Raw genomic sequence first — 13,033 nt, 5'->3', positions numbered from 1 at the left:
TCATTTATACTGAATTGCTTTCATAGTCAACCGGCGCCGGCTGAAGGCCGCCGGCCGGAGGGGCATATGGCGAAGGACATCCTGCGCATCGGCGGAGCGGTCGGCTTCTGGGGCGAGACCTCGGTGGCCACCCCGCAGCTGCTTGCCGCCGGCGTCGACTACCTCGTCTACGACTATCTCGCCGAGATCACCATGTCGATCATGGCCCGCGCCCGCGGCGCCGACCCGGAGCGCGGCTACGCCACCGACTTCGTTTCCGCCGTCATCCGGCCGAACCTCGTGGAGATCGCCCGCCGGCGCGTCAAAGTGATCTCCAATGCCGGCGGCGTCAACCCGGGCGCTTGTGCGGATGCCATCCGCGCATTGGTGGAAGAAGCGGGGCTCGATCTCAGGGTCGGCGTGGTGCGCGGCGACGACCTCAGCGACCGCATCGCCGACCTGGCCGCGACGGAGATCCGCGAGATGTTCTCCGGCGCGCCTCTGCCGCCGGCCGAGCGTATCGCGAGCACGAACGCCTACCTCGGCGCGCTGCCCATCGCCGCCGTGCTGGATGCCGGCGCCGACATCGTCGTCACCGGCCGCGTCGTCGACAGCGCCGTCACCCTGGCCGCCTGCCTGCACGAGTTCCGCTGGCCGCAGGATCACTACGACGCCATGGCCGGCGCCAGCGTCGCCGGCCACATCCTCGAATGCAGCACCCAGGCCACCGGCGGCAACTTCACCGACTGGGAACAGGTGGCCGACGGCATCGCGGACATCGGCTATCCTGTCGCGGAGATCTCGCCCGACGGCAGCTTCGTCTGCACCAAGCCGGAAGGCACCGGCGGTCTGGTCAGTATCGGCACCGTCGCCGAGCAGATGCTCTACGAGATCGGCGACCCGCAGGCCTACGTCCTGCCCGACCTGATCTGCGACTTCTCCGGTGTCATGCTGGAGCAGGCCGGCCCGGACCGGGTGCGCGTCAGCGGCGCCCGTGGCAGGCCGCCGACCGACACCTACAAGGTGAGCGCGACATACGCCGACGGCTACCGCGGCGGCCAGCTCCTGTTCTTCTACGGTTTCGATGCCGAGCGCAAGGCGCGCGCCTATGCGGACGCCGCACTCGCCCGCGCCCGCGGCCGACTCGCGCAACAGGGCCTGGACGACTACACCGAGATCCTCGTGGAGGTCTTCGGTGACGAGAGCCACTACGGCGCCGCGCGGCGCATCGCCGGCGCCCGGGAGGTCACGCTGAAGATCGCCGCGAAACACACCGACCCCCGCGGCGTCGGCGCGCTACTGCAGGAGACGATCGGCGCGGCGCTCAGCGCGCCGCCGGGGCTCACGCTGTTCTCCGGCGGCGGCCGGCCGAAGCCCTCGCCGGTAGTGCGCCTGTTCTCTTTCCTGTACCCGAAGACCGACGTGCCGGTCACCGTCGACGTCGACGGCGCCACCGGTCCCGTGGAACCGCCGCCCGGCGCCCCGTTAGATGCCGACGCCATCCGTCGACCGGTGCCGCCGGCCTCGCCCGATCTCGCCGGCGACACCGTCGAGGTGCCGCTGGTGCAACTCGCCTGGGGCCGCAGCGGCGACAAGGGCGACAAGGCCAACATCGGCATCATCGCCCGCCGACCCGAGTACCTGCCGTACATCTGGGCGGCCCTCACCGAGGAAGCGGTCGCGGCCCGCTTCGCCCACTTCCTCCGCGGCCCGGTCGAGCGCTTCCTGCTGCCCGGCTCGAACGCCGTGAACTTCCTGCTGCACGACGTGCTCGGCGGCGGCGGCGTGGCGAGCCTCCGGAACGACCCCCAGGGCAAGGGCTATGCCCAGGTCCTGCTGGACCATCCCATCACCGTGCCGGCCGCGCTGGCGGAGACGCTCTGACATGCCCGTCTATCACTCCCGCATCGACACCGCCGCCGACGGCTATGCCGACAACCGCGCCGGCATGCTCGGCCTGATCGAGAAGCTGGAGGGCCTCAATGCCCGCAGCGCCGCCATCTCCGAGCAGCGCCGGCCCCGCTTCGAGGAACGCGGCCAGCTCACCCCCCGGGAACGCCTGTCGGCGATGCTCGATCCCGGCATGCCGTTCCTCGCCATCGGCAACATCGCCGGCTATCTCTACGACACCAGCGACGAGGAGAAGTCGCTGCCCGGCGGCAACGTGATCGTCGGCATCGGCTTCATCGCCGGCGTGCGCTGTGTGGTCTCCGTGAGCGACAGCGGCATCCAGGCGGGCTCGCTCACCGAACCCACCGCCTACCGCATCCTGCGCGGTCAGGAGATCGCGCTGGCGCAGAAACTGCCCTTCGTGCACAGCGTCGAGAGCGCCGGCGCGAACCTCATGCAGTACAAGGTGAGCGGCTTTCTGGACGGCGGTACGTTCTTCGCCAACCTGGCGCGCCTGAGCGCGGCCGGTATCCCGGTGGTCAACATCCTCAACGGCTCGTCGACGGCCGGCGGCGCATACATGCCCGGCCTGAGCGACTACGTCATCGCGGTGCGCGGCCGGGCGAAGGCGTTCCTGGCCGGTCCGCCGCTGCTGAAGGCGGCCACCGGCGAGATCGCCACGGACGAGGAACTGGGTGGCGCCGAGATGCACTCGACCGTATCCGGCCTGGTCGAGTACGTGGCCGAGGATGACGCCCACGCCGCGCTCATCGCACGCGAGGTGGTGGCCCGGCTCGCCTGGAATGACCGTTGCCCGCGGCCGCCGGCGCGCGGCGGCGCCGAGCCGCTGTTCGACCCGGACGAAATCGCGGGGATCGTGCCGCTGGATTATCGCCGGCCCTACGAGGTGCGGGAGGTCATCGCCCGCATCGTCGACGGCTCGGACTTCCTGGACTTCAAGCCCCGCTACGGCGCGGGCACGGTCTGCGTGCAGGCGGAGATCCACGGCCAGGCCTGCGGCATCCTCGCCAACAACGCACCCATCGACCCTGACGGCGCCACCAAGGCCACCCAGTTCCTGCAGCTCTGCGACCAGTCGGATCTGCCGGTGGTCTTCCTGCAGAACACCACCGGCTACATGGTGGGCAAGCATTACGAGCAGGGCGGCATGATCAAGCACGGCTCGAAGATGATCCAGGCCGTGACCAACATCTCGGTGCCGCGGCTGACGCTGATGATCGGGGCGAGCTACGGCGCCGGCAACTATGGCATGTGCGGCCGCGGCCTCGACCCGGACTTCCTGATGACCTGGCCGAACGCGAGCACCGGCGTCATGGGCGGCGACCAGGCGGCCACCACCATGTCCATCGTGACCCGGGCCGCGGCGAAGGCCAAGGGCCGGGAACTGGGCCCGGCGGAGGTCGAGACCCAGGAACGGCGCCTCGCCGAGCACTTCGATTCCCAGTCCAGCGCCTTCTATACCTCCGGTCACATGCTGGACGACGGCATGATCGATCCCCGGGACAGCCGCCGCACGCTCGGCTTCATGCTCGAGACGGTGTGGGAGGCGAGGAACCGGACGGTTAAACGCAACAGCTTCGGCATCGCGAGGATGTAACCATGAGCGACCTGCCCGACACGAAGAACCTGGATCTGAAGCTCGCCGGCGGCTGGCTCACCATCTGGCTGAACCGGCCGAAGGCGAGGAACGCGCTCTCCGCCGAGATGATCGAGGAGCTGATCGCGGTACTGGAAGCGGTGCGCGACGACCGTGCGGTGCGCGGCATCACCTTCCGCGGCCGCGGCGGCATGTTCTGCGCCGGCGGCGACGTGAAGGGCTTTCGCGCGGCCTTCCAGGGCGGCGGCCAGAGCGCCGACGACGTAGCCGCGGCCAGCCGCCGAGGCGGCGAGCTGTTCGCGATGGTGGACTCCATGCCCCAGGTGGTGGTGATGCTGGTGGAGGGCGCGGCCGTCGCCGGCGGCCTCGGCATGGTGTGCGGCGGCGACGTGGTGGTGGTCACCCGCGACGCCCGCTTCGCCCTGACCGAGGCCCGTCTCGGCATCCCGCCGGCGCAGATCGCGCCCTACGTCGTGCGGCGCATCGGCCTGGCCGCCGCGCGGCGTATCATGCTGACCGCCGCCGAGTTCGACGGGGCCGGTGCTAAGGAAATCGGCATCGCGGACTTCCTCGCCAACGACGCCGACGAACTCGAGACCCTTGAGGCGGTGATCCGCGCGGACGTGCTGCGCTGCGCGCCCGGCGCGATCGCCGTGACCAAGGAACTGGCGCGGGCGGCGGTCCACCTGGACGCCGAGGCCATGACCGATCTCGCCGCCCGGCGCTTCGCCGAGTGCATGCTGGGCGAGGAGGGGCGCGAGGGCGTGGCCGCCTTCGTCGAGAAGCGCAAACCGGGCTGGTCGCCGTGACGCTGGAGCGTATCCTCGTCGCCAACCGGGGCGAGATCGCCTGCCGCATCATCCGCGGCGTGCAGGCGACGGGGCGCCGGGCCGCGGCGGTGTACTCCGAGGCGGATGCCGACGCCCCCCACGTGCGCCTGGCCGACGCCGCCGAATGCATCGGTGCGGCACCCGCCGCCGAGTCCTACCTGAACATCGAGGCCGTGCTGCGCGCGGCGGAGACTGCCGGCGCCGACGCCGTGCATCCCGGCTACGGCTTCCTGGCGGAGAACGCGGACTTCGCCCGCGCTTGCGTCGATGCGGGGCTGACGTTCATCGGCCCGCCCGCCGGCGCCATCGAGCTCATGGGCAACAAGGCGGCGGCCAAGCGGCGGATGATCGAGGCGGGTGTGCCATGCGTGCCCGGTTACGAGGGCGAGGACCAGGGCGACGCAGCCTTCGCCGCCGCCGCCCGTGACATCGGCTATCCGGTCATGGTGAAGGCGGCCGCCGGCGGCGGCGGCCGCGGCATGCGCCGGGTCGAACACGAAGCCGAGCTGGTTCCCGCACTCGCCATGGCTCGCAGCGAGGCCGAGAGCGCCTTCGGCTCCGGCGAGCTGATCCTGGAGAAGGCGGTGGTCGACGCCCGCCACGTGGAGATCCAGGTGTTCGCCGACGACCACGGCGCCGTCGTCCACCTGGGCGAGCGGGACTGCTCCGTGCAGCGCCGCCACCAGAAGGTGGTGGAGGAGGCGCCCTGCCCGGTGATGACCGAGAGACTGCGCGAGGCCATGGGCGCCGCGGCGGCGGATGCGGCCCGCAGCATCGATTATCGTGGCGCCGGCACCGTCGAGTTCCTGCTGGACGCGTCGGGGGAATTCTATTTCCTGGAGATGAATACCCGGCTGCAGGTGGAGCATCCGGTGACGGAGATGGTGACCGGGCTCGACCTCGTCGCGCTGCAACTCAGGGTGGCCGAGGGCCGCGCGCTCGGTATCGAGCAGCACGAGGTCGCGCTGCGGGGTCACGCCATCGAGGTGCGCCTGTACGCCGAGGATCCCGCCCGGGGTTTCATGCCGGCTACCGGCCGCATCGACCTGTGGGCGCCGCCTTCGGGCGGGGGCATCCGGGTGGATGCGGGTGTCGGGACGGGCTCGGAGATCTCGCCCTGGTACGACCCGATGGTGGCCAAGATCATCAGCCACGGCGAAACCCGGGACGCCGCCCGGCTGAACCTGATCCGCGCGCTGGAGGGCACGGCCCTGTTCGGCGTGACGAACAACCGGGACTTCCTCGTCGAGGTACTGCGGCGGCCGGAATTCGTCGAGGGCCGGGCCACGACGGCCTTCCTCGATGCGCAGGGCGCGGGGGCGTTCGGCGGTGGTCCGGGGCCGGCCGATGCCGCCGTCGCGGCGCTGCTGGAATACACCCTGGCCGGCGAGGCCGCGCTGGCGGCCAGCGTCGGGGTATCGCCCCGGCTGCTGGGCTGGTCGAGCGCCGGCCGGCTGGTGTCCCGATACCGCTACGAGCTGGACGGCGAGCCGGTCGATCTCGCCGTCAGTCCCGCGCCCGACGGCACGGTGACGGTGGCCGGTGCGGGCGGCGAATGGCGGCTGCGTATCCTCGCGCGCGAAGCGCACCGGGCGCGCGTCGCCATCGACGACCGCATCGTCGACGTGCTGTTCCACCTGTCCCGGCCGGGGTTCATCCACGTGTCGGTGGACGGGCGCGCCGCGGCGTTCGAGAATCTGAGAGAGAGCGTTGCGGCGGCCGAGGAGGCCGGCGGCGGCCGGGTGACCGCCGCCATGCACGGGCTGATCACCGAGATCGCGGTCACGCCCGGCGCGAGCGTCACGCGAGGCACCCGGCTGCTGGTGCTGGAAGCCATGAAGATGCAGCACGAGGTGCGCGCCGAGATCGACGGCGTGGTGACCGTCGTGCACTGCGAGGCCGGCCGGCAGGTGGCGGCCGACGAACTGATGCTGGAGATCGAGCCGGCGGACGACGACGCGGCCTGAGCCGCCGGCGACCCTGACTGACTGGAGGAATCTATGAAATCAGCCCTGTGCGAGCGACTCGGCATCGAGTTCCCGCTGTTCGCTTTCAGCCACTGCCGCGACGTGGTGGCGGCCGTCTCCCGTGCCGGGGGCATGGGCGTGTTCGGCGCGGTGACGCTGCCGCCCGACCGGCTCGAGGAGGAACTTTCATGGATCGACGACCACGTCGACGGCAAGCCCTACGGCGTGGACCTGATCGTGCCCAACAAGGTAGAGGGCAAGGGTCAGGCCGTCGACGAGGACCAGCTGCTCGCCGCCGTGCCCGAAGCGCACAAGCAGTTCGCAGCCGGCCTGCTCGCGAGCCGCGACATCCCCACCGACGACCTCGAGGACGGGCGCCGCGAGCACGTGCGCTTCGCGAAGAACCTGCAGGAGGGCGGCGCCGGCGAACTGCTCGAAGTGGCGTTCTCCCATCCCATCAAGCTGATTGCGAACGCACTCGGCGTGCCGCCGCAGATCATGCTCGACATGGGCAAGCAGCACGATGTGGCCGTCGCCGCATTGGTCGGCGCGAAAGAGCACGCCATCCGCCAGGTGAACGCCGGTGTCGACATCCTGGTGGTGGCCGGTGGCGAGGCCGGCGGCCACTGCGGCGACGTCTCCACGCTGGTGCTGGTGCCGGAGGTCTGCGAGGCGGTGCGGCCCATCAGCGACGTGCCCATACTGGCGGCGGGCGGTATCGTGACCGGGCGTCAGATGGCGGCCTGCATGGCCATGGGCGCCGACGGCGCCTGGACCGGCTCCGTCTGGCTCACCACTGCCGAGGCCGAGACTAATCCGGTGGTGAAGGAGAAGATGCTGAAGGCCAGCTCGCGCGACACCGTGCGCTCGCGCAGCCGCACGGGGAAACCCTCCCGTCAGCTGCGCTCGCCGTGGACCGATGCCTGGGAGTCCGGCGACAGCCCCGAGCCCCTGCCCATGCCCCTGCAGTCGCTGGTCAGCGAGCCGGCGCTCAGGAAGCTCGACAAGCTGGCCCAGGGCGGTCACGCCGGCGCGGGCGAGCTGGCCACGTACTGGGTGGGTCAGGGCGTCGGTCTCATGAATCAGGAGAAGTCCGTGCGCGCCGTGGTGCAGGAGTTCCAGGAGGATTTCCTCGCCGCCTACGAGCGGCTCGGCGAGTTCCTGGACGACTGAAGCCATTCGGCCAGTCGGGAGGCAGTCATGTTCCAGCAGGTGATCGATTTCCGCGACGAGAGTGAGGCGTTGTACCAGCTGCTTGCGCCGCTGGGCGACGAGCAGTTCGCGCGGCCCACCCAGTTCAAGGACTGGACCATCGACGACGTCATCGGCCACCTGCACATCTGGAACCGGGCGGCGGCGCTGTCGCTGGCGGACCCGGAGGCATTCCGGCAGTTCCTGGCCGAAGTGATGGCCGCAGCGCAGAAAGGCGGCATGCGGGCTTTCGAGCGGGAGTGGCGCGGCGAACTGGCCGGCCACGCCCTGCTGGAAGCCTGGCGGGAGTTCTACCTGCCCATGTGCGAGCGCTTCGGCGAGGCCGATCCGAAGGCCCGGGTGCAATGGGCCGGCCCGGACATGAGCGTGCGCTCGGCCATCACCGCCCGGCACATGGAGACCTGGGCCCACGGCCAGGAGGTGTACGACGAACTCGGCGTGGTGCGCCGGGACGCCGACCGTATAAAGAACATCGCCGTCCTCGGCGTCAACACCTTCGGCTGGACCTTCCGCAATCGCGGCCTGGAGATACCGGAGCAGCCGCCGTTCGTGCGCCTCGACGCGCCCTCCGGCGCCGTCTGGGAGTTCAACGAGCCGAGCGACGTGAACTACGTGGCCGGCGACGCCACCGAGTTCTGCCAGGTGGTGACCCAGACCCGCAACGTCGCCGACACCAGCCTCGACGTGAAGGGCGAGACCGCCGTGCGCTGGATGGCCATGGCCCAGTGCTTTGCCGGCCCGCCGGAAGACCCACCCGAACCAGGCACCCGCCACACGGTGAAATAACCACGTAGGAGGGCCTTCAGGCCCGATCAATCGCGGCTGAAGCCGCTCCTGCCATTGTCCATTGGCTCCAGTCGGTCCGGACGACCCCCGCAGGGCGGCCATAAAGGAAGGGGATCGGGCCTTCAGGCCCCTCCCACAGCGGGTCGGGCCTGAAGGCCCTCCTACCGCGGTGTGTTTCGGTTTACCCGACTTGCTGCAGCGCAAAAAGCCTGTAGCATCGGGCAAGCCTGTTTGTGCGCGATGCGGGGGCCGAAACCATGACTGACAACGGCGGCGAAGAAGAAAAAGGGACCTCCCTGGCGGCATCACTGGACGATTTCGTCAGGGAATATCAGCCGTTCGGCAGGCAGGACGCCGAGAAGCTGGACCGGGAGGTGCGTTCGCTGATCGCCCGGGCCACACGAGGCATGTCGCCGGTGGAACTCTCGCTGGCCTATCTCGACTGGCTGGTGCATCTCAGCCTTTCGCCCGGGAAGCTCGCGCTGCTCGCCCAGAGCTTCATACGCAAGACCGTCCAGCTGGGTATCTACAACGTCAAGGCCATGTTCGGCCGCGGCGGGGAGCCGCCGGCGCGGATCACGGAGCGGCGCATGCAGGGCGAGGCCTGGCAGCGCTGGCCGTTCAACGTGATGGCTCAGGGGTATCAGCTCAGCCAGGACTGGTGGCAGGAGGCCACCACCGGCGTGGACGGCGTCGACCGCTCCCGCGAACAGCTGGTCGCGTTCATGGCGCAGCAGATCCTCAGCCTGGCCTCGCCGATGAACGTGCCGATCACGAATCCGGAGGTCATTCACACCACCGTTGCCGAACGCGGCCGTAACCTTCTGCGCGGCGCGCGCAATCTGGTCGACGATCAACTGCGCAAGGCGCGCAACCAGCCGCCGCCGGGGGTCGAGGCCTACCGGCCCGGCGAGAGCGTGGCAGTGACGCCGGGCAAGGTGGTCTACGAGAACCGCCTGATCGAGGTGATCCAGTACACACCGCAGACCGGGGAGGTGGGCGCCGAGCCGGTGCTGGTCACGCCCGCCTGGATCATGAAGTACTACATCCTTGATCTCTCGCCGAAGAATTCGCTGGTCCGCTACCTGGTGGAGCAGGGCAAGACGGTGTTCATGATCTCGTGGAAGAACCCGACCGAAGCCGACCGGGACCTGGGCATGGACGATTACCTGAACCTGGGCATCATGGCCGCGCTGGATGCCGTGAGCGCCATCGTGCCGCGGCGCAAGATCCACCTGGTGGGCTATTGCATCGGCGGCACACTGGCCTACATCGCCGCGGCGAAGATGGCCCGGGACGGCGACGAGCGCCTGAAGTCGCTGACCATTTTCGCCGCCCAGGCGGACTTCACGGAGGCCGGCGAGATCCGGCTGTTCCTCTCCGACAGCATCGTCTCGTTCCTCGACAGCTTCATGTGGAAGCAGGGCTATCTCGGCGTCGAGAACATGGGCGGCGCCTTCGCCGCGCTCAGGGTGAGCGATCTCGTATACGCGCCCGCGGTCGACCGTTACGTGCTCGGCAAGGAGCCGCAACTGAACGACCTCATGGCGTGGAACGCCGACGGTACCCGCATGCCGCCGCGCATGCATTCCGAGTATCTGCGCCGGCTGTACCTCGATAACGATCTGGCCGAGGGCCGCTTCGAGGTGGACGGCGAGAAGGTGCACCTGGACGCCGTCGACGTGCCGCTGTTCGTCGTCGGCACGGAGACCGATCACGTGGCGCCGTGGAAGTCCGTGTACAAGATCAACCGGCTGAGCAACGCGGAGGTGACCTTCCTGCTCACCAGCGGCGGCCACAATGCAGGTATCATCAGCGGCCCCAGCCACCCGCGGCGCCGCTACCGCCTGCGCACCCGAGCGCCGGGCGAGAGCTATATCGCGCCGGAGCGCTGGCTGGCCGAGACGCCGCCGGAGGACGGTTCCTGGTGGCCGGTGTGGGATGCGTGGCTGGACGCGCAGACCACCAGCCGGGTGAAACCGCCGTCCATCGGTGCGCCGCGCAAGGGTTATCGCCCGCTGCGCGATGCCCCGGGCGAGTACGTCTTCGGCTGAACGACACGCATTCGATAACGACAACGAGGAGCAATCATCCCCATGGACCTCAAAGACAAGACCATTGCGATCACCGGCGGCGGGCGCGGACTCGGCGCCGCGATGGCTCTCCGCCTGGCCTCCCGCGGCGCGAAGCTGGCGCTGGTGGACCTGGACGAGGATGCCCTGAAGTCGACCGCTTCGGAATGCGAGAAGGCCGGCTCGCCCCAGGTGGCCGTCTACAAGGCCAATGTCGCCGAGGAGGATTCGGTGGTCAGCCTGTTCGAGGACATCGGGGACGATTTCGGCGCGCTGCACGGGCTGGTCAACAACGCCGGCATCACCCGGGATGCGCTGACACTGAAGGTGAAGGACGGCGAGCTGGTCTCCAAGATGTCGCTGGATCAGTGGCAGCTGGTCATCGACGTGAACCTCACCGGCGTGTTCCTGTGCGGTCGAGAGGCGGCGGCGAAGATGATCGCCACGGGTTCGAAGGGCTGCATCATCAACATCTCCTCCATCTCCCGCGCCGGCAACATGGGCCAGGTGAACTACTCGGCCACCAAGGCTGGCGTGCAGGCCATGGCCGTCGTCTGGGCCAAGGAATTCGCCCGCTACGGCATCCGCGCCGCCTCCATCGCGCCGGGATTCATCGGCACTGAGATGGTCATGTCCATGAAGCCGGAGGCCCGCGAGAAACTCACGAAAGGCATACCGTCCGGCCGCGTCGGTGACCCGGACGAGATCGCCCACGCGGTGCAGTTCATCCTGGAAAACGACTACGTGAACGGCCGCTGCATCGAGGTGGACGGCGCCCTGAGACTGTAGGAGGGGCTTCAGCCCCGACCTGTTCGGCAATCGGGCCTGAAGGCCCTCCTACGGTCAGCGTTGCCCGAAGGCTTCCACGAAGCGGGCGAGGGTCTTCGAGATTCTGCCGCGCGGGATCATGATCTCGATGAGTTCGAACGTGCCGCGCCGGGCGTAGGCGGCCTCCAGCGCCGTAGCCAGTTCGGCGCGCGTGTTCACGCGCGTGCCACGGCCGCCCAGCGGCGCAGCCATGTCGGCGAAATGCCAGTCGTCCAACCGGTTGTATGGCGTCTCGGGCTGGAAGGTGGCGAGCATCTCCCAGGAGGCATTGTTGAACACGAGCACGATGGGGTCCCAGCCGTAGCGGCGGCAGTTGCCGAGTTCCCAGCCGGTCATCTGGAAGGCGCCGTCACCCACCAGTATCAGCGGCCGGCGGCCGCTCGCCGCCTGCAGGCCGAGCCCGGCCGGTACGCCGAAGCCCATGCCCGCGTAATAGCCCGGCGCTGCGAGTTCCGTATTGGCCATCTCCATGGCCGTGAACAGGCAGTCTCCGGTGTCTGCGGCCAGCGGCAGGGGCTCGTGGCGGGCGAAGAGGTCGTTGACCGCGCAGCTGATATCGTCGGGGGAGATGGCTTCGTCGTCGGCCGGCATACCCGTTGCGTAAGCGTGACGATACGGCTCGCGATCTTCGCCGAGCGGCTCTACGGCCGCCAGCAGCTCGTCGATGAGCGCGGCGAGGGGGATGTCCTCGTAGACGTGGTAGCCGAGGCGCACGTGTCGGTCGGTCGCCGCTATGGCGTTGCGGTTGTCGATGCGCCGCGCCGAGACGCCGAAGTTCGTGTCGCACAGGATGACGCCGAGTGCGAGCAGCGCGTCGGAGTTCTCCACCGCTTCGCCGATGGCGGGATCGCCCGCCAGCCCGAGGTAGGTGCCGATCAGCGGCGCGCGGGCGTCGGCCAGCAGACCCCGCCCCATGAACGTCGTGGCCACCGGTATCCCCAGCCGCCGCGCCAGTCGCGCCACCCGGTCCTCTAGGCCGTAGCGGCGGATTTCCACCCCGATCAGCATGACCGGCCGTGCCGCCGCCCTGAGCCGCTGCATGACCTCCGCCGCGCAGGCAGACACCGCCCCGGCATCGAATGCGGTGGCCCTGGCCGACGGTACCGCATCCGTCGGCATGTGCACGCGGTCCCGAGGCAGTTCGATGTAAACCGGCCGCGATTGTTCCAGGCAGTTCCGCAGCACCCGATCGATGAGCGCTGGTGCCGTCGCCGGGTCGTCCAGCACGGCCTGGTCGCAGGTGATCTCCTGGTATATGCGGTGCTGGGAACCGAGCGTCTTCGCCTGATGATGGACGAGCAGCCCGCGCCGCCCTTCGGCGACGCCGGGTGCGCCGGAGACGACCACCAGCGGCGACTTCTCGGCATAGGCGCCGGCGACCGCATTCACCATGTTCAGCGCGCCGGCGCCGTAGGTCACGGCGGCCACGCCGAGCCCGCTGCGGTAGCGCGCTGCCGCATCCGCCGCGAAGCCGACGGCGGGCTCGTGGCTGAGCGTGTAGTAGGGCAGGATGCCGGACTCCGCGATCACCTTGAAGAATGGCAGTGCGAAGTCGCCCGGGATGCCGAATATCTCGCCTGCGCCCCGATCCTTAAGCGCATGGAGCAGTGCTTCCGCCAGGTTCATCGCGTCCTCGTGGTCCGCAGTGGGAATACGACACGCTAGAAGGCGCAGCGGCGGGCTGTAAATAGGTAATGGACGCCGGCGTCCGCGACACGCGATATTGCGTAAACCACGACTGGCAGCGCCCGCCGGTCTCGGTTAGGGTTCGCCGAGAAAAAGGTAGGAGGGCCTTCAGGCCCGATACCGCCTTCAGGCCCGATCCGAAAGACGATCGGGCCTGAAGGCCCT

Annotated in this window: 9 protein-coding genes; 8 read left to right on the top strand and 1 reads right to left on the bottom strand. The window is 69.2% G+C overall.

Annotated features, from left to right (window positions below; translation table 11 throughout):
- The first annotated feature begins 66 nt into the window (after positions 1 to 66).
- From ACJMKZ_RS14830 to ACJMKZ_RS14795, 8 genes are all read left to right on the top strand, one after another.
- Positions 67 to 1,863 (top strand): acyclic terpene utilization AtuA family protein, encoded by a 1,797-nt coding sequence (locus ACJMKZ_RS14830; protein WP_405233980.1) that lies wholly within the window; start codon positions 67 to 69, stop codon positions 1,861 to 1,863.
- Between the two features lies 1 nt (position 1,864).
- Positions 1,865 to 3,487 carry an acyl-CoA carboxylase subunit beta gene (locus tag ACJMKZ_RS14825; RefSeq protein WP_405233979.1) on the top strand — a complete coding sequence of 541 codons (1,623 nt, stop codon included), beginning with the start codon at positions 1,865 to 1,867 and terminating at the stop codon, positions 3,485 to 3,487.
- Between the two features lie 2 nt (positions 3,488 to 3,489).
- On the top strand, positions 3,490 to 4,296 hold the full coding sequence (locus tag ACJMKZ_RS14820) for an enoyl-CoA hydratase/isomerase family protein (protein ID WP_405233978.1): 807 nt from the start codon (positions 3,490 to 3,492) through the stop codon (positions 4,294 to 4,296).
- The gene (locus ACJMKZ_RS14815) at positions 4,293 to 6,284 is read left to right on the top strand and encodes an acetyl/propionyl/methylcrotonyl-CoA carboxylase subunit alpha (protein WP_405233977.1); all 1,992 of its coding nucleotides are present in this window, start codon (positions 4,293 to 4,295) and stop codon (positions 6,282 to 6,284) included. Before ACJMKZ_RS14820 ends, ACJMKZ_RS14815 begins: the two co-directional genes overlap by 4 nt.
- A gap of 33 nt (positions 6,285 to 6,317) precedes the next feature.
- A complete protein-coding gene (locus ACJMKZ_RS14810) occupies positions 6,318 to 7,457 on the top strand; it encodes an NAD(P)H-dependent flavin oxidoreductase (protein WP_405233976.1) in 1,140 nt (379 codons plus the stop codon).
- Positions 7,458 to 7,484: 27 nt separating this feature from the next.
- The gene (locus tag ACJMKZ_RS14805) at positions 7,485 to 8,282 is read left to right on the top strand and encodes a TIGR03084 family metal-binding protein (protein ID WP_405233975.1); all 798 of its coding nucleotides are present in this window, start codon (positions 7,485 to 7,487) and stop codon (positions 8,280 to 8,282) included.
- A 257-nt stretch (positions 8,283 to 8,539) separates the two neighbouring features.
- Positions 8,540 to 10,336 carry a PHA/PHB synthase family protein gene (locus ACJMKZ_RS14800; protein WP_405233974.1) on the top strand — a complete coding sequence of 599 codons (1,797 nt, stop codon included), beginning with the start codon at positions 8,540 to 8,542 and terminating at the stop codon, positions 10,334 to 10,336.
- 42 nt (positions 10,337 to 10,378) lie between these two features.
- Complete coding sequence (locus ACJMKZ_RS14795; protein WP_405233973.1) at positions 10,379 to 11,143, top strand: SDR family oxidoreductase; 765 nt, start codon at positions 10,379 to 10,381, stop codon at positions 11,141 to 11,143.
- Positions 11,144 to 11,197: 54 nt separating this feature from the next.
- On the opposite strand, the gene ipdC is transcribed toward ACJMKZ_RS14795, so the two are convergent.
- Positions 11,198 to 12,808 (bottom strand): indolepyruvate/phenylpyruvate decarboxylase, encoded by a 1,611-nt coding sequence (gene ipdC, locus ACJMKZ_RS14790; RefSeq protein ID WP_405233972.1) that lies wholly within the window; start codon positions 12,806 to 12,808, stop codon positions 11,198 to 11,200.
- Positions 12,809 to 13,033: the final 225 nt, after the last annotated feature.

The sequence above is a fragment of the Lentisalinibacter salinarum genome (genome assembly GCF_040706555.1).
GTDB lineage: Bacteria > Pseudomonadota > Gammaproteobacteria > Steroidobacterales > Woeseiaceae > Lentisalinibacter > Lentisalinibacter salinarum.
This window is presented reverse-complemented; position numbering and strand designations above follow the sequence as displayed.

Coding starts and splice junctions, on each gene's coding strand:
- ACJMKZ_RS14830 (WP_405233980.1), top strand. CDS start 67: ATGGCGAAGGACATCCTGCGCATCGGCGGAGCGGTCGGCTTCTGGGGC.
- ACJMKZ_RS14825 (WP_405233979.1), top strand. CDS start 1,865: ATGCCCGTCTATCACTCCCGCATCGACACCGCCGCCGACGGCTATGCC.
- ACJMKZ_RS14820 (WP_405233978.1), top strand. CDS start 3,490: ATGAGCGACCTGCCCGACACGAAGAACCTGGATCTGAAGCTCGCCGGC.
- ACJMKZ_RS14810 (WP_405233976.1), top strand. CDS start 6,318: ATGAAATCAGCCCTGTGCGAGCGACTCGGCATCGAGTTCCCGCTGTTC.
- ACJMKZ_RS14805 (WP_405233975.1), top strand. CDS start 7,485: ATGTTCCAGCAGGTGATCGATTTCCGCGACGAGAGTGAGGCGTTGTAC.
- ACJMKZ_RS14800 (WP_405233974.1), top strand. CDS start 8,540: ATGACTGACAACGGCGGCGAAGAAGAAAAAGGGACCTCCCTGGCGGCA.
- ACJMKZ_RS14795 (WP_405233973.1), top strand. CDS start 10,379: ATGGACCTCAAAGACAAGACCATTGCGATCACCGGCGGCGGGCGCGGA.
- ipdC (WP_405233972.1), bottom strand. CDS start 12,808: ATGAACCTGGCGGAAGCACTGCTCCATGCGCTTAAGGATCGGGGCGCA.